The following is a 16714-nucleotide window of genomic DNA, read 5'->3' on the forward strand; positions in this document are numbered from 1 at the left end:
TGTCCGGACAATCGGACCGCACAACTTCCCGTCACCTGCGCACAGAGCTACGCTCGGCGCGTGCCGAAACCAGAAGTGGACCCGACCGTGGCGCTGGACCTCAGCGTGGATCGCAGCAGCCCCGTGCCGCTGTACTTCCAGCTCGCCCAGCAGCTGGAGGCGTCGATCGAGCACGGCGCGCTGACCCCCGGCAGCCTGCTCGGCAACGAGATCGAGCTGGCCGCGCGGCTCGGTCTGTCCCGGCCCACCGTCCGCCAGGCCATCCAGTCGCTCGTCGACAAGGGTCTGCTGGTGCGCCGCCGGGGAGTCGGCACCCAGGTCGTGCACAGCAAGGTCCGGCGCCCGCTGGAGCTCAGCAGCCTCTTCGACGACCTGGAGGCGGCCGGACAGCGCCCGGCCACGAAGGTCCTGGTCAACACCGTCGTCCCCGCGGCCGCGGAGGTCGCCGCCGCGCTCGGCGTGGCCGAGGAGAGCGACGTGCACCGCGTCGAACGGCTGCGGCTGACGCACGGGGAGCCGATGGCGTACATGTGCAACTACCTGCCGCCCGGCCTCCTCGACCTGGACACCGGGCAGCTGGAGGCCACCGGCCTCTACCGGCTGATGCGCGCCGCCGGGATCACCCTGCACAGCGCCCGGCAGACCATCGGCGCCCGCGCCGCCACCGACGGCGAGGCGGAGCGGCTCGGCGAGGACGCGGGCGCGCCGCTGCTGACCATGGAACGGACCACGTTCGACGACACGGGGCGCGCGGTCGAGTTCGGCACCCACACCTACCGGCCGTCCCGCTACTCCTTCGAGTTCCAGCTGCTCGTGCGGTCCTGATCGGCCTTTCCGGCGGCGGCTTTCGTCGTGCGGGTTCGTCGCAATGTCCGGACAATGTGACCGTCGGCCGATCCCCGGAGGCACGTGCTCCGCTTGTGTGTCGGACAATGGAGCGTTTGGGGTTTCCAGAACCCGGCAGCCGGGCTCCCGTGTCCGGCGCGCACGCAACGCACAGCACGACCAGCACAGCACGGCAAGAAGGGCACGGCCTCGTGGCACGGTTTCGGACATGGGTGGGCATCGCGCTGGCAGGGGCACTGTCGGTGTCCCTGGCCGGCTGCAGCAGTACCGGCGGCAAGCGCGCCGAGGACGCCCGCAAGGCCGCGTCGGCCGAGGGCAGGGCGGCGGTGAACACCCCCCGCTGGACCTTCGCGATGATCACCCACTCGGGCGACGGCGACACCTTCTGGGACATCGTCCAGAGCGGCGCCGAGCAGGCCGCGGTCAAGGACAACATCAACTTCCTCTACTCCCACGACGACGAGGCCCAGCAGCAGGCCCAGCTCGTGAACGCCGCCATCGACAAGAAGGTCGACGGCATCATCGTCACGCTCGCCAAGCCCGACGCGATGAAGTCCGCCCTCGCCCGCGCGCACAAGGCGGGCATCCCGGTGATCACGGTGAACTCAGGCTCCGAGGAGTCCAAGGAGTTCGGCGCCCTCACCCACGTCGGCCAGGACGAGACGATCGCGGGCGAGGCCGTGGGCGAGGAGCTGAACGAGCGGGGCCGCGAGCAGGCGATCTGCGTGCTCCACGAACAGGGCAACGTCGGTCACGAGCAGCGCTGCGACGGCGTGGAGAAGACCTTCGACGGCAAGGTTCAGCGGCTCTACGTCAACGGCACCAGCATGCCCGACGTGCAGTCCGCCATCGAGGCCAAGCTCCAGACCGACAAGTCCGTCGACGCCGTCGTCACCCTCGGCGCCCCCTACGCCGACACCGCCGTCAAGGCCAAGCAGGGCGCCGGCAGCAAGGCCGAGATCGACACCTTCGACCTCAACGCCAAGGTGGCCGCCGGACTCGAGGACGGCACCCTCGGCTTCGCCGTCGACCAGCAGCCCTACCTCCAGGGCTACGAGGCCGTCGACCTGCTGTGGCTGTACAAGTACAACGCCGACGTCCTCGGCGGCGGCCGGCCGGTGCTCACCGGACCGCAGATCATCACCAAGGACGACGCCGCCGCGCTGGCCGACTACACGAAGCGGGGCACCCGGTGAACGCCACGCAGGTGAAGGCGGCTGACGAAAGGATTCTGCACACCTCTGTGCTGCGGAAACTCCTCGGCCGCCCCGAGCTGGGCTCCGTCGTCGGCGCGATCGCCGTCTTCGTCTTCTTCGCGTTCCTCGCCGACAGCTTCCTGCGCGCCACCAGCCTCAGCACCGTGCTCTACGCCGCCTCCACGATCGGCATCATGGCCGTCCCGGTGGCGCTGCTGATGATCGGCGGCGAGTTCGACCTGTCCGCGGGCGTCATGGTCACCTCCTCGGCCCTCGTGTCGTCGATGTTCAGCTACCAGATGACCGCCAACGTCTGGGTCGGCGTCGGCGTGTCGCTCCTGGTCACCCTGGCGATCGGCGCCTTCAACGGCTTCATGCTCACCCGCACCAAACTCCCCAGCTTCATCATCACGCTCGGCACGTTCCTCATGCTGACCGGCCTGAACCTGGGCTTCACCAAGCTCGTCGACGGCACCGTCTCCACCAAGTCCATCGCCGACATGGAGGGCTTCCCCTCCGCCCACGACGTCTTCGCCTCCACGATCACCGTCGGCGGCGTCGGCTTCAAGGTGACCATCCTGTGGTGGTTCGCCCTGGTCGCCGTCGCCAGCTGGATCCTGCTGCGCACCCGCGCCGGCAACTGGATCTTCGCGGTCGGCGGCAACAAGGACGCCGCGCGCGCGGTGGGCGTCCCGGTCACCAAGACCAAGATCGGCCTCTACATGGGCGTCGGCCTCGGCGCCTGGATCTCCGGCCAGCACCTGCTCTTCTCCTACGACGTCGTCCAGTCCGGCGAGGGCGTCGGCAACGAGCTGATCTACATCATCGCGGCCGTCATCGGCGGCTGCCTGATCACCGGCGGCTACGGCAGCGCCGTCGGCTCGGCGGTCGGCGCGTTCATCTTCGGCATGACCAGCAAGGGCATCGTCTTCGCCGAGTGGAACCCCGACTGGTTCAAGTTCTTCCTCGGAGCGATGCTGCTCCTCGCGACCCTGCTCAACGCCTGGGTCCGCAAGCGCGCGGAGGCCACCAAATGACGCGGAACGAAGGCCGTACGGCGCTCGTCGAGCTGTCCGGCGTCAGCAAGAACTACGGCAACGTACGCGCCCTCGAAGGCGTGTCCCTGGAGGTGCGCGCCGGCGAGATCACCTGCGTGCTCGGCGACAACGGCGCCGGCAAGTCCACCCTCATCAAGATCATCTCCGGGCTGCACCAGCACGACGGCGGTACGCTGAGCCTGGACGGCGAGGAGACCCGCCTCTCCTCCCCGCGCGAGGCGCTGGACCGCGGTATCGCCACCGTCTACCAGGACCTCGCCGTCGTCCCCCTCATGCCGGTCTGGCGCAACTTCTTCCTCGGCTCCGAGCCGCGCAAGGGCGTCGCCCCGTTCAAGCGCATGGACGTCGACCACATGCGGCGCACCACCCACGCCGAGCTCCTGCGCATGGGCATCGACCTCCGCGACGTCGACCAGCCCATCGGCACCCTCTCCGGCGGCGAGCGCCAGTGCGTGGCGATCGCCCGCGCGGTGTACTTCGGCGCGAAGGTGCTGGTGCTGGACGAGCCGACGGCGGCACTGGGGGTGAAGCAGTCGGGCGTCGTCCTGAAGTACGTGGCGGCGGCCCGCGACCAGGGCCTCGGTGTCGTCCTCATCACCCACAACCCGCACCACGCGTACCTGGTGGGGGACAGGTTCGTGCTGCTGAAACGCGGCACGATGGTGGGCAACCACGAGCGCGAGGACATCACCCTGGACGAGCTGACTAGGCAGATGGCGGGCGGAACGGAGCTGGACGATCTACGCCACGAACTGGAACGCCGCTAGGGGCGCGGGGCCGTGCTGATTTGCGGCTCCGCCGCGCGGGCGCGACCAGCCGCAACGCACCCGCACCCGGCAACGAACCGATCACGCCGCCCCCTGTCCCATTCGGCACCCGGCGGAGCCGTGCGGCACAATCGCACCCGATGAGCACCTACCGCGACTTCACCGCCCCCATCGGCTCCCGCCGCGCCCCGGTCCTGCGCACCGTGGGCACGAGGGAACGCCGCTCGCACCTCACGGCACCCCGGGTGCCCACGGTCGGCATCGACATCGGCGGCACGAAAGTCATGGCGGGCGTCGTCGACGCCGACGGCAACATCCTGGAGAAGCTCCGCACGGAGACCCCGGACAAGTCCAAGAGCCCCAAGGTCGTCGAGGACACGATCGTCGAGCTGGTCCTGGACCTCTCCGACCGGCACGACGTGCACGCCGTGGGCATCGGCGCGGCCGGCTGGGTCGACGCCGACCGCAACCGCGTCCTGTTCGCCCCCCACCTGTCCTGGCGCAACGAACCGCTGCGCGACCGCATCGCCGGCCGGCTCGCCGTCCCCGTCCTGGTGGACAACGACGCCAACACCGCCGCCTGGGCCGAGTGGCGGTTCGGCGCCGGACGCGGCGAGGACCACCTCGTCATGATCACGCTCGGCACCGGCATCGGCGGCGCGATCCTCGAGGACGGCCAGGTCAAGCGCGGCAAGTACGGCGTCGCCGGCGAGTTCGGGCACATGCAGGTCGTCCCCGGCGGCCACCGCTGCCCGTGCGGCAACCGCGGCTGCTGGGAGCAGTACAGCTCCGGAAACGCGCTGGTCAGAGAGGCCCGAGAGCTGGCCGCCGCCGACTCGCCGGTGGCCTACGGGATCATCGAGCACGTCAAGGGCAGCATCGGCGACATCACCGGCCCGATGATCACCGAGCTGGCCCGCGAGGGCGACGCCATGTGCGTCGAGCTGCTCCAGGACATCGGGCAGTGGCTGGGCGTCGGCATCGCCAACCTCGCCGCGGCCCTCGACCCGTCCTGCTTCGTGATCGGCGGCGGGGTCAGCGCCGCCGACGACCTGCTGATCGGCCCCGCGCGCGACGCCTTCAAGCGCCAGCTCACCGGCCGCGGCTACCGCCCCGAGGCCCACATCGTCCGCGCCCAGCTCGGCCCCGAGGCCGGCATGGTCGGCGCCGCCGACCTGTCCCGGCTGGTCGCCCGGCGGTTCCGCCGCGCCAAGCGGCGCCGGGTGGAGCGGTACGAACGCTACGAGCGGTACGCCGAGGCCCGCCGTGAGTCCCGGGAGTCGCTGTGACGGAGACCCTGCCCCACCAGGCGGCGCCCCCGGAGGAGCCCGGGCCCCCGGGCGAGAACCGCCGGCACATGATCCGCCGCCGTGCGCTCACGCTGCTCATCATCGTGCTGCTCATCGGCGTCCCCGCCGGCTACCTCGCGATCTCCGCCGGCCAGAGCCGCGACAGCGGCAGGGACAAGGAGGCGAAGTACGCGGCGACCGGCATGACCGACGGCTGGCCGTCGAAGTTGCAGCGCCGCATCTACGAGGTGCCCGTCCCGGTCCCGTCCGACGAGGTCGCCTACTACGAGACGAACAACTGGAAGACCAGCCGGCTCTACGTCCAGTTCGAGACCACGAACGCGGGCCTCGACGCCTTCCTCGCGGGGCTGGGCGTCGACCGGGACGCGCTGAGGAAGGACAAGATCGCGATCAGCGACCGCGCCCAGCGGGTCACCGGCTGGGAGTTCGGCGGGTCCGGATCCTGGTGGGGCGTCGTCAACGAGCAGGAGAACCCCGCGCCGACCCAGGACGTCGTCGTGAACATGGGCAACCCGGACTACCCGATGGTCTACGTCGTCTCGCACACCGTTCCGTAGGTCCCGGGGCCCGGCGGCAGGCCGTCGGAGCCGATTGTCAGACCCCGCCCGTAGAGTCGAAGACATCTGATCGGGCTGACGGGCGGGAGGTGACAGAACGTATGAGCGACATGGCGGTGGCAGAGGCGACGCGGGCCGGGGGGCCGACGGCGGCCGTCCCCGTCGCGCTCGCGGCCGTCTTCCTGCCCGCGCCGCTTCCGCGCGAGGGACGGATCGCCTTCTGGGACCCCGACGGCGGGCCGGTGGCCGGCACCCCTGCCGGCGACGGATCCACCGGCGGCCTCACCGGAGCCGTGGGCGGGACCGAGATGGTCGGGGAAGCCGAGGGAGCCGAGGAAGCCGGGGCAGCCGTGGCCGGGCAGGAGGCCGGGGGAGCGGCCGCCGGGAGCGGGGGCGACGGCCGACCCGGCGGGCCGACGGAGCTGACCGTCGTGCGGCCCCACGGCGCCGGAGTGCGCCGCAGGACCACGCCCGCGGTGACGCTGCCGCTCGCCGAGGCGCTGCCCCTCCTGGTACGGGCCCGGCACGACCCGGCCGCCCACCCGGCCACCGCCTGCTGGGGCGCGGCGGCCCTGCACGCCCTTCGGCTCACCGCGCGCGGCCGGCTGCTGCCCGGCCTGACCGCGACCGGGCAAGACGCCTGGCGGGCGGGCCCGCTCGACCCCGACGACATCGCGCACCTGCGGGCCGTGGCCGCCGCCCTGCCACCCGAGGGCCACGCGGTCCCGCTCGACGGCCCGGGACCGATCCGGCTGCCGGAGCCGGAGGCGCTGATCCGCGCCTTCCTGGACGCGGTCGCCGACACCCTGCCCCGTACCCCGGCCGCGCCCCACGCCTCGGGACGCCCGTTCGCCGCCCGCGGGGCCCAGCGTCTGCCCGACGCCCACGACTGGGCCGCGGAGGTCGCCGCGGGCATGGACGCGGGCGTACGGATCTCGCTCCGCCTCGACCTGTCCGCGTACGACCTGTTCGACCGGGACGAGGGCGCCGGCGCGGCCGGGGCGGGTGCCGGGAGCGGTGGCGTGCGCAACGCGGGCGCGGCCGTCGTCCAGGTGCACAGCCTCGCCGACCCCACCCTCGTGGCCGACGCCGCGGACCTGTGGTCGGGGACGGCCGACGCGTCGTTCGGCCCCCGCGCGCGCGTGGACGCCGCGCTCGCGGTGCGGCGGGCGGCGCGCGTCTGGCCGCCGCTGGACCGGCTCACCGAGCAGGACGTCCCCGACGTGCTCGCCCTGTCCGAGGAGGAGGTCACCGACCTGCTGGGTGTGGCGGCCGGCCGGCTCGCCGCCGCGGGTGTCGCCGTGCACTGGCCCCGCGACCTCGCCCAGGACATCACCGCGACCGCCGTGATCAGGACCGCGCCCGGCTCGGCGACCGACGGCACGGGCTTCTTCGAGAGCGAGGACCTGCTCCAGTTCCGCTGGCAGCTCGCGATCGGCGGGGACCCGCTCACCGAGGCCGAGATGGACACCCTGGCGGAGGCCCACCGTCCGGTCGTCCGGCTCCGCGACCGGTGGGTGCTGGTCGACCCGTCGCTCGTCCGCCGGGCCCGCAAGCGCGACCTGGGCCTGCTCGACCCGGTCGACGCCCTCTCCGTCGCCCTCACCGGCAGCGCGGAGGCCGACGGCGAGACGGTCGACGTGGTGCCCGTCGGCGCGCTGGCCGCCCTGCGCGACCGGCTCACTGCGGGCGTGCGCCCCGCCGAAGCACCGCCCGGCCTGCACGCCACCCTCCGCGACTACCAGCTGCGCGGCCTGGCCTGGCTCGACCTCATGACCTCGCTCGGTCTCGGCGGCTGCCTCGCCGACGACATGGGCCTCGGAAAGACCGTCACCGTCATCGCCCTGCACCTCAAGCGGGCCCGCACCGAGCCGACCCTCGTCGTCTGCCCGGCCTCCCTCCTGGGCAACTGGCAGCGGGAGATCGAGCGGTTCGCGCCCGGCGTCCCCGTCCGCCGCTTCCACGGCCCGGACCGCACCCTCGACGACCTGACCGGCGGCTTCGTCCTCACCACCTACGGCACGATGCGGTCCGCCGCCACGACCCTCGCCGAGCAGCCCTGGGGCATGGTCGTCGCGGACGAGGCCCAGCACGTGAAGAACCCCTACTCGGCGACGGCGAAGGCCCTGCGCACCATCCCGTCCCCGGCGCGGGTGGCCCTGACCGGCACCCCCGTGGAGAACAACCTCTCCGAGCTGTGGGCGCTGCTCGACTGGACCACCCCCGGACTGCTCGGCCCCCTGAAGTCGTTCCGCTCCCGGCACGCGCGCGCGGTGGAGAACGGTGAGGACGACCAGGCGGTGGAGCGCCTCGCCCGCCTCATCCGCCCCTTCCTGCTGCGCCGCAGGAAATCCGACCCGGGCATCGTCCCCGAGCTCCCGCCGAAGACCGAGACGGACCACCCCGTCCCGCTCACCCGGGAACAGGCCGCGCTGTACGAGGCGGTGGTGCGCGAGTCGATGCTCGCCATCGAGGAGGCCGAGGGCATGGGCCGCCGCGGCCTCGTCCTCAAGCTGCTGACCTCGCTGAAGCAGATCTGCGACCACCCCGCGCTGTTCCTGAAGGAGGCGCACCCGCCGGGCGGGACCGACCGGATGACCGCCCGCTCGGGCAAACTCGCCCTGCTGGACGAGCTGCTGGACACGGTGCTCGCCGAGGACGGCTCGGCACTGGTCTTCACGCAGTACGTCGGCATGGCCCGCCTCATCACCTCCCACCTGGCCACCCGCGCGGTCCCGGTCGACCTGCTGCACGGCGGCACGCCGGTGCCGGAGCGCGAGCGGATGGTGGACCGCTTCCAGAGCGGGGCGACCCCCGTCCTCGTCCTGTCCCTGAAGGCCGCCGGCACCGGCCTGAACCTCACCCGCGCCGGCCACGTCGTCCACTTCGACCGCTGGTGGAACCCGGCGGTGGAGGAACAGGCCACCGACCGCGCCTACCGCATCGGCCAGACCCAGCCGGTCCAGGTCCACCGGCTCATCACCGAGGGCACGGTCGAGGACCGCATCGCCGAGATGCTCCAGTCCAAGCGGGCCCTGGCCGACGCGATCCTCGGCTCCGGCGAGGCGGCCCTCACCGAACTGACGGCCCGTGAACTGTCCGACCTCGTCTCCCTGAGGAGGCCGTCATGACCCCCCGGCCCGCCGACGAGGCCCGCCGCGCCCTGCGGGAGGCACGCGAGCGCGGCGAGTGTACGGGCGCGGACGGGGAGCGCGGGGCGCCGGCACCGTCGGCGCCGGCCCAGGACCGGGAGGACTGCCCGGACCGGACACCGGCGGAGCGTCCCGCGTCGCGCCCCGGGGACATCGCGCGCGCCGCGCTGCGCGGCGCACGGACCGCACGGCACACGGGGGCGGACGCTGTCGAGGACGGTACCGACGCCCTCGACGCCCCGGGCACTCCGTCACGTCCGGAGGGCCCTGAGGGACGGGCGGGTTCGACAGGGCCGGGAGAACCGAACCCGGGAGTCCAGGATGCGGGGGATCCGGCAGGCGGCGGCGCGCCCCAGGGTTCGGGGAAACCGACGGCCGCGGGCGGGAAAGCGGACCGGTACGGCGACATGACCGAGCCGGCCGGCCGGACCGTACCCGACGGGGCGCCCCTTCCCGGCTCCGCCGACCGGGACGACAGCCGGCCGGCGGACGTGGCGCGTGAGGCGCTGCGGGCGGCCCGCCGGCAGGCGAAGGCGGAAGCGGCGAGCGGGCGCGGGCCGGCCGGAAGCGCGGCGAGCGCCCGGCGGACGCCCCCTCCGGCCGCTCGTGGGCGTCGGCCGGGCGGCGCGGACACCGCCGACGCCCGTGCCCGCGCCGTACGGGACTTCGCCGCGGACGCGTTCCGGCTGCCCCCGGAGGCGGACCCGGCCGGGGACGCGACGCACTCCGGGGACGCCCCGGCTGCCGGGAGCCCGGCCGGTGGCCCCTCCGGCGCGGACCGGGCGGCCTCGTACCCGGAGCGGGGCACGTCGCCCGACGCAGGTCCCGTTACGGGGCCCACTGCCGCTCCGCACGCCAGGGACACGGCGAGCGCCGAGGGCGGGGCAACCGCTTCCGAACAGCCGGGACATGCCGGGCGCGCGGCGCACACCGAGGGTGGGGAACCCGGGCCCGGGGGGCCGGGACACGCCGCCCATATGGCGAGCCCCGAGAGCCTGCCCGCCGGTCCCGTGCGGTCGGGGCATGCCCTGCACGCGGTGAGCCCCGAAGGTTCGCGGTCCGGTCCTGAGGGGCCGGGACATGCTCGGCGCGCGGCGCACACCGAGGGTGGGGAACCCGGGCCCGGGGGTCCGGGCCACGCCGCTCATATGGCGAGCCCCGAGAGCCTGCCCGCCGACCCTGAGCAGTCGGGGCATGCCTCGCGCGCGGGGAGCCTCGAAGGGGCGTCGCCCGCTTCCGAGCCGCTGGGACGTTTCTCGCGCGCGGGGAGCCTTGAAGGGGTGTGGCCCGCTCCCGAGTGGCCGGAGCATGCACCGCGCTCGGCGAGCCTCGAAGGGGCGTCGCCCGCCTCCGAGCCGCTGGGACGTTTCTCGCGCGCGGAGAGCTCCGAAGGGGCGTCGTCCGCCACCGAGCGGTCGGGGCGCCCGCGGGACCCGGCGCACCCGGCGGCGGCGGGCGGCCGGGAGCCTCACTCCGCACCGGCCGCGCAAGCCCGCGCCCCCCGCTCGATGGCGGCCCCGGACCGTGACGGCGATCTCCGGCGCACCTTTCCCGCGCTTCCGCCCCGCAGGGCCGTGGACGAGGGATTCGCCGGGACCTGGTGGGGCAACGCCTGGGTGCGGGCGCTGGAGGAGGGCGCCCTGGACGTCGCGAGGCTGGAGCGCGGGCGCGGGTACGCCGAGGGGGGACACGTGGACGCCATCACCGTGACGCCCGGGCTGGTCCTCGCCTACGTGCAGGGCAGCCGCGCCCGGCCGTACCGCGTCCAGGTGCGGCTGCGCACGCTCGGCGACGCGGACTGGGACCGGTTCCTGGACGCCGCCGTGGAGCGGCCCGGACACATCGCCGCCCTGCTCGACAAGGAGCTTCCCCACTCCCTGGCCGACCTCGCCGACCGCGGCGTCCCGCTGCTTCCCGGCCCCGGCGACCTCACCCCGCAGTGCAGCTGCCCCGACTCCGGCCACCCCTGCAAGCACGCCGCCGCCCTCTGCTACCAGACGGCGCGTCTGCTCGACGCCGACCCCTTCGTGCTCCTCCTGCTGCGCGGCCGGGGCGAACGCGCGCTGCTCGACGCCCTGTCCCGGCGGAACGCGGCCCGCGCGGCACGCGCCGCCCAGGACCGGGGACCGGCGCCGCTGCCCGGACTCCGGGCCGGTGAGGTCCTGGCCCGGCGCGCCCTGCCGCCCCTCCCGGCGCCGCTGCCCGCGCCCCCGCATCCCGAACAGCCCCCGGCCTACCCGGCCGCCCCCGGCGGTCCCGATCCGTTCGCCCTGGACCAGCTCGCCACCGACGCGGCCGCCCGTGCCCACGCCCTGCTCACCACCGGACGCGACCCGGTCGGCACGCTGACGCTGTGGCAGGACGCCGTCCGCCTCGCCGCGGCACGCCCCGGCTCAGGGCTCACCGCGGGCACCCGCGCGCTCTACGCGTCCCTCGCCTCGGCCGCCGGGCGCGACACGGCCGAGCTGGCGCGGGCCGTCGCCGCCTGGCGGCAGGGCGGACCCCAGGGACTCGACGTCCTGGAGGAGCCGTGGGACCCGCCGGCCGGCCGTTTCGACCGCGCCCGCCCCCTGCTGCTCGCCGCCGACCTCCCCGCCTTCCGCCCCTGGCGCAACCACCTCACCCACCCCCGGGGCCACGTCCAGCTCAGACTCGGCCGGTCGGGGCTGTGGTACGCGTACGAGTCGGAGCCCGGCCGCGAGGACTGGTGGCCGCGCGGCACCCCCGACCTCGACCCGGTCGGCGCCCTGACCGGCCTGGGCACCCGAGTCGACCTCTGAGCCGAGCTCCCGGCGGACCTCGCAGTCGACCGCTGACTCCCGGGCACGAAGGGGGCGTTGTCTTCCGCCGACCGGATGTATAGCCTCATGGCATGTGACATTGCACAGACGCGGTGTGGCACACGGAGGAGGAGCCGTTGACCCTCAAGGTCGTCGTCGTGGGCGCGGGAGTCGTCGGAGCCGCCTGCGCCTACCACGCCGCCTCGGCGGGCCTGGACGTCACGGTCGTCGACCGCGGACCCGTGGGCGCCGGGACGACGAGCCGCGGAGAGGGCAACGTCCTCCTCTCCGACAAGGAACCCGGCCCCGAACTCGCCCTGGCCCACCTGAGCCGCACCCTGTGGGACGAGGCCGGCCGGGAGCTCGGCCCCGACTCACTCGAACTCGAGCCCAAGGGCGGCCTGGTCGTCGCGAGCACCGCCGAAAGCCTCACCGCGCTCGGCGAGTTCGCCGCCCGGCAGGAGGCGGCCGGTGTCCGCGTCGAGCCGGTCGAGAGCGTGCGGGACCTCGAACCCCACCTCGCGCCCGGGATCCCCGGCGGCATCCACTACCCGCAGGACGCCCAGGTCCAGCCGGTGCTGGCGGCGGCCGCACTGCTGCGAGCCGCCGTACGGCACGGCGCGCGCTTCCGCACCGGCGAGGTCTCCGGCGCCGTGACCGCCCGGGACGGCGGCCGGATCACCGGCGTCCGCACGGCCGCCGGTGACGTCCTGCCCGCCGACGCCGTCGTCAACGCCGCCGGGACCTGGGGCGGCGAGGTCGGCCGGCGGCTCGGCGCACCCGTCGAGGTGCTGCCCCGCCGCGGCTTCGTCCTGGTGACCGAACCGCTGCCGCCGATGGTCCGGCACAAGGTCTACTCCGCCGACTACGTCGCCAACGTCGCCTCCTCCGACGCCGGTCTGGAGACCTCCTGCGTCGTGGAGGGCACGCGCGGCGGCACGATCCTCATCGGCGCCAGCCGCGAACGCGTCGGCTTCGACACCACGATGAACACCGCCGTGGTCGCCAGGCTCGCCGCACAGGCGTGCCGGCTCTTCCCCTTTCTGCGCGGAGTCCACCTGATGCGCGCCTACCGCGGATTCCGGCCGTACTGTCCCGACCATCTGCCGGTCGTCGGCCCCGACCCGCGCGTGCCGGGCGTCGTGCACGCCTGCGGTCACGAGGGCGCGGGCATCGGCCTCGCCCCCGCGACCGGTGCGCTGGTGACGGCCCACCTGCTCGGCCGCCCCTGGCGCGGCGCCGACCCGGCCGCGCACACCGGTCTTCTCCCCGACCGTTTCCTCGCCCCGGAGGTGCGCCCCAGTGAGTGAGATCACCGTCGACGGTGAGCCGTTGCCGTTCGTCGAGGGACAGACCGTCGCCGCGGCCCTCGTCGCCGCGGGCCGGGTCGCCTGGCGCAGTACCCGCGTGGGACACCGCCCGCGTGGCGTCTTCTGCGGCATCGGCGTCTGCTTCGACTGCCTCCTGACGATCGACGGCACCGGCGGGCAGCGCGCCTGCCTGGTGCCGGCCCGGCCCGGCATGACCGTCACGACGCGGGAGGACGACGATGAATGAGCCGGCGGATCTCGTCGTCGTGGGCGCGGGCCCGGCCGGACTGGCGGCCACGGCCACGGCGCTGTCCGGCGGACTGCGCGTCGTGCTGGTGGACTCCGGCACCACCGTCGGCGGCCAGTACTGGCGGCACCCGCCGGAGCACGCCCGAGCGGCCATCGCGACCGGGGACCTGCACCACGGACTGCGTACCTACCGTGCCCTGTGCCGGGCGTTGGCGGCGCACCGGGCGGCGGGCCGGCTCGACCTCCTCCTCGGGCACCACGCGTGGTCCGCCGTCCGCGAGGGCGACGGCTTCGCGGTCCATGCGGTCGACCGCCGAGACGCGCCTCGGGAGACCACGGTCGTCCTGCGGGCGCCGCGGCTCCTCGTGGCCACCGGCGCCTACGACCGGCAACTGCCCTTCCCCGGCTGGGACCTGCCCGGGGTCCTGACCGCCGGCGGACTCCAGGCGCTCCTCAAGGGCGGCGGGGTGGCGGCCGGGAGCCGCGTGGCGCTGGGCGGCACCGGCCCGTTCCTGCTGCCGGTGGCCGCCGGTCTCGCCGCGCGCGGCGTCGAGGTCGTCGCGGTGTGCGAGGCGGCCCACCCGCGGGCCTGGCTGCGGCACCCCGTCCCCCTGCTGCGCAACCCGGGCAAGTGGGCCGAGGGAGCCGGATACGCCGCCACGCTCGCCCGCCACCGCGTCCCCGTCCGCCCGCGCACGGCGATCGTCGCGGCGGAAGGCGGCGCACGCGTGTCGGCGGTGCGGATCGCCTCGCTGGCGCCCGACGGCAGCCCGCGCCCGGGTACGGAACGCCGCGTCGAGGTCGACGCCGTGGGCGTCGGCTGGGGCTTCACACCCCAACTCGACCTGCTGGTCCCCCTCGGCTGCGCCCTCACGGAGTCGGCGGACGGCAACGCGGTGGCCGCCGTCGACGCGGACCAGCGCACCACCGTCCCCGGCCTCTACACCGCGGGGGAGACCTGCGGTGTGGGCGGCGCGGCGCTCGCCGTGAACGAGGGCCGGTTGGCCGCGCGGTCGGTCCTCGCCGACTCCGGCACCGACCCCGCACCGGCGAACCGGCCCCCGACCGCGCTGCGTTCGGCGGTGGCACGGCAACGCGCCTTCGCCCGGGCGATGGCGCTGGCCCACCCGGTCCCTCCCGCCTGGCCCGAGTGGCTCACCGACGGGACCGTCGTGTGCCGCTGCGAGGAGGTGACCGCGGGAGCGGTCCGGGCCGCCCGTGCCGACGGCGCCCACGACCACCGGCAGGTCAAGCAGCTGACCCGGGCCGGCATGGGCTGGTGCCAGGGGCGGATGTGCGGACCCGCCGTGCACTGCCTCACGGCGCGGGGGCGGGCCTACGAGCCCGCGGAACGGCTCGTCGCGACACCCGTCACCCTCGGGGCGCTCGCCGACCTCGACGAAGGACCGCAGACACCGCAGACACCGCAGTCACCGCGGGCAGCACAGTCACCGCGGGCAGCACAGGCACAGCAGGCACCGACGGACAACGGTCACACCGACAAGGAGTGTTCATGAGCGAGACCCGCAAGCCCTGGCACGGCGTCATCGTCGCGACCAGCCTGCCGTTCCACGACGATCTCTCGGTCGACTTCGGCGCCTACGGCGAGAGCGTCGCCCACCTCGCCGAGCAGGGCATGCACGGCGTCGCGCCCAACGGGTCGCTGGGCGAGTACCAGACCCTCACGTACGAGGAGCGCGACCGCGTCGTCGAGACCGCCGTCGCCCACGCCCCCGCCGGGTTCACCGTCATGCCGGGCGTCGGCGCCTACGGCGGCGAGGAGGCCAGGCGGCACGCCCAGTTCGCCAAGGACGCGGGCTGCCAGGCGGTCATGTGCCTGCCGCCCAACGCCTACCGCGCCGACGACCGCGCCGTACTCGAGCACTTCGAGGCGGTGGCCTCGGTGGGCCTGCCCGTCACCGCGTACAACAACCCCATCGACACCAAGGTGGACCTGCGCCCCGACCTGCTGGCCAAGCTGCACGCCGAAGGGTTCGTGGTCGGCGTCAAGGAGTTCTCCGGCGACGTCCGGCGCTGCTACGAGATCTCCGAACTGGCCCCCGGACTCGACCTCATGATCGGCACCGACGACACCGTCCTCGAGGTCGCCCTCGCCGGCGCCAAGGGCTGGGTCGCCGGTTACCCGCAGGTCTTCCCCCGGGCCTGCCTCGCCCTGTACGAGGCGTCCGTCCGGGGCGACCTGGAGACGGCACTGCCGCTCTACCGGCGACTGCACCCGGTGCTGCGGTGGGACAGCAAGACGGAGTTCGTCCAGGCCATCAAGCTCGGCCAGGAGATGACCGGCCGCCGCGGTGGCGGGTGCCGGCCGCCGCGGCAGCCGCTGGACCCTCAGACGGAGGCCGTCGTGCGCGCCGCCACCCAGGCCCTGATCGACGCGGGGGTGAACTGACGATGCGCTCGACGGTCTGCTACCACGCCGTCGACTCGCACACCGAGGGCATGCCCACCCGCGTGATCACGGGCGGGGTGGGCGCCCTCCCCGGCGCGACGATGTTCGAGAAGCGGCAGCGGTTCGTCGCGGAACGCGACCACCTGCGCACCCTGCTCATGTGCGAACCACGCGGCCACGCCTCGATGTCCGGGGCGATCCTGCAACCCCCCACCCGCCCGGACGCCGACTACGGCGTGCTCTTCATCGAGGTCTCCGGCTGCCTGCCGATGTGCGGCCACGGCACCATCGGCGTCGCGACGGTCCTCGTCGAGACCGGCATGGTCGAGGTCACCGAGCCGGAGACCCGGGTCCGGCTCGACACACCGGCCGGACTGGTCACGGCCCGCGTGCGGGTGCGCGACGGCCACGCCGAGTCGGTGACCCTGGAGAACGTGGCGTCCTACTGCCACGCACTCGACCAGGTCGTCGACGTCCCCGGCTACGGGCGGGTGCGCTACGACATCGCCTACGGCGGCAACTTCTACGCGTTCGTCCGCACCGACGACCTCGGCATCCCCTTCGAGCGGGCGCACAAGCAGCGGCTGCTCGACGCCGGACTGGCCGTCATGGACGCCGTCAACAAGCAGAACCCGGTGTCCCACCCGGAGAACCCGGAGATCGACGTGTGCCACCACGTCTACCTCGAAGCCCCCGGATCGACCGCCGAGCACTCACGGCACGCCATGGCCATCCACCCGGGCTGGTTCGACCGGTCGCCCTGCGGCACGGGCACCAGCGCGCGGATGGCACAACTGCACGCCCGCGGCCTGCTCCCGGCCGGCCGGGACTTCGTCAACGAGTCGTTCATCGGCTCCCGGTTCGTCGGCCGGATCCTGTCGGAGACGACGGTCGGGGACCGCCCGGCCGTCCTCCCGTCCGTCACCGGCCGTGCCTGGATCACCGGCACCGCGCAGTACCTGCTCGATCCCACGGACCCCTACCCGGCCGGTTTCACCCTCTGAACGGCCAGGCGTACGCCTGCGGCCCGGGGCGGCTTCGAGCCACCCCGGGCCTTGCCGCGCCGGACGTCCCCGCGC

General features: G+C 74.2%; 13 protein-coding genes. All 13 read left to right on the plus strand.

Annotation, left to right across the window (positions count from 1 at the left end; all coding sequences use genetic code 11):
• Positions 1–87: 87 nt before the first annotated feature.
• The 13 genes from Sco07f_RS11530 to Sco07f_RS11590 all read left to right on the plus strand — a co-directional run bounded on the left by Sco07f_RS11530 (position 88) and on the right by Sco07f_RS11590 (position 16639).
• Positions 88–825, plus strand: a complete 738-nt coding sequence (locus Sco07f_RS11530) for a myo-inositol degradation transcriptional regulator (protein ID WP_087792801.1) — start codon at positions 88–90, stop codon at positions 823–825.
• 212 nt (positions 826–1037) lie between these two features.
• Positions 1038–2042 carry a sugar ABC transporter substrate-binding protein gene (locus tag Sco07f_RS11535; RefSeq protein ID WP_007388104.1) on the plus strand — a complete coding sequence of 335 codons (1005 nt, stop codon included), beginning with the start codon at positions 1038–1040 and terminating at the stop codon, positions 2040–2042.
• A complete protein-coding gene (locus tag Sco07f_RS11540) occupies positions 2039–3079 on the plus strand; it encodes an ABC transporter permease (RefSeq protein WP_087789021.1) in 1041 nt (346 codons plus the stop codon). The genes Sco07f_RS11535 and Sco07f_RS11540 overlap by 4 nt, the downstream gene beginning before the upstream one ends.
• On the plus strand, positions 3076–3867 hold the full coding sequence (locus tag Sco07f_RS11545) for an ATP-binding cassette domain-containing protein (RefSeq protein WP_108987767.1): 792 nt from the start codon (positions 3076–3078) through the stop codon (positions 3865–3867). The genes Sco07f_RS11540 and Sco07f_RS11545 overlap by 4 nt, the downstream gene beginning before the upstream one ends.
• A 140-nt stretch (positions 3868–4007) precedes the next feature.
• The gene (locus Sco07f_RS11550; protein ID WP_007388101.1) at positions 4008–5156 is read left to right on the plus strand and encodes an ROK family glucokinase; all 1149 of its coding nucleotides are present in this window, start codon (positions 4008–4010) and stop codon (positions 5154–5156) included.
• Positions 5153–5734 (plus strand): sugar kinase, encoded by a 582-nt coding sequence (locus Sco07f_RS11555; RefSeq protein WP_108987768.1) that lies wholly within the window; start codon positions 5153–5155, stop codon positions 5732–5734. The genes Sco07f_RS11550 and Sco07f_RS11555 overlap by 4 nt, the downstream gene beginning before the upstream one ends.
• A gap of 101 nt (positions 5735–5835) precedes the next feature.
• Positions 5836–8865 (plus strand): SCO1167/SCO6262 family helicase, encoded by a 3030-nt coding sequence (locus tag Sco07f_RS11560; RefSeq protein WP_108987769.1) that lies wholly within the window; start codon positions 5836–5838, stop codon positions 8863–8865.
• Positions 8866–9377: 512 nt separating this feature from the next.
• Positions 9378–11666 (plus strand): SWIM zinc finger family protein, encoded by a 2289-nt coding sequence (locus Sco07f_RS40565; protein WP_439959687.1) that lies wholly within the window; start codon positions 9378–9380, stop codon positions 11664–11666.
• 137 nt (positions 11667–11803) lie between these two features.
• On the plus strand, positions 11804–12976 hold the full coding sequence (locus Sco07f_RS11570) for an NAD(P)/FAD-dependent oxidoreductase (RefSeq protein ID WP_108987770.1): 1173 nt from the start codon (positions 11804–11806) through the stop codon (positions 12974–12976).
• Positions 12969–13223, plus strand: a complete 255-nt coding sequence (locus Sco07f_RS11575; RefSeq protein ID WP_087789017.1) for a (2Fe-2S)-binding protein — start codon at positions 12969–12971, stop codon at positions 13221–13223. Before Sco07f_RS11570 ends, Sco07f_RS11575 begins: the two co-directional genes overlap by 8 nt.
• Positions 13216–14742, plus strand: a complete 1527-nt coding sequence (locus Sco07f_RS11580; RefSeq protein WP_087789016.1) for an NAD(P)/FAD-dependent oxidoreductase — start codon at positions 13216–13218, stop codon at positions 14740–14742. Before Sco07f_RS11575 ends, Sco07f_RS11580 begins: the two co-directional genes overlap by 8 nt.
• Positions 14739–15635 carry a dihydrodipicolinate synthase family protein gene (locus tag Sco07f_RS11585; protein ID WP_054101424.1) on the plus strand — a complete coding sequence of 299 codons (897 nt, stop codon included), beginning with the start codon at positions 14739–14741 and terminating at the stop codon, positions 15633–15635. The genes Sco07f_RS11580 and Sco07f_RS11585 overlap by 4 nt, the downstream gene beginning before the upstream one ends.
• 2 nt (positions 15636–15637) lie before the next feature.
• The gene (locus tag Sco07f_RS11590) at positions 15638–16639 is read left to right on the plus strand and encodes a proline racemase family protein (protein WP_108987771.1); all 1002 of its coding nucleotides are present in this window, start codon (positions 15638–15640) and stop codon (positions 16637–16639) included.
• Positions 16640–16714 lie beyond the last annotated feature (75 nt).

This window comes from Streptomyces coelicoflavus (genome assembly GCF_003112555.1).
GTDB lineage: Bacteria > Actinomycetota > Actinomycetes > Streptomycetales > Streptomycetaceae > Streptomyces > Streptomyces coelicoflavus.

What these genes read in the sequence shown, in the direction of transcription:
- Sco07f_RS11590 (WP_108987771.1), top strand. Translation starts at nt 15,638, where the DNA reads ATGCGCTCGACGGTCTGCTACCACGCCGTCGACTCGCACACCGAGGGC.
- Sco07f_RS11560 (WP_108987769.1), top strand. Translation starts at nt 5,836, where the DNA reads ATGAGCGACATGGCGGTGGCAGAGGCGACGCGGGCCGGGGGGCCGACG.
- Sco07f_RS11545 (WP_108987767.1), top strand. Translation starts at nt 3,076, where the DNA reads ATGACGCGGAACGAAGGCCGTACGGCGCTCGTCGAGCTGTCCGGCGTC.
- Sco07f_RS11585 (WP_054101424.1), top strand. Translation starts at nt 14,739, where the DNA reads ATGAGCGAGACCCGCAAGCCCTGGCACGGCGTCATCGTCGCGACCAGC.
- Sco07f_RS11580 (WP_087789016.1), top strand. Translation starts at nt 13,216, where the DNA reads ATGAATGAGCCGGCGGATCTCGTCGTCGTGGGCGCGGGCCCGGCCGGA.
- Sco07f_RS11550 (WP_007388101.1), top strand. Translation starts at nt 4,008, where the DNA reads ATGAGCACCTACCGCGACTTCACCGCCCCCATCGGCTCCCGCCGCGCC.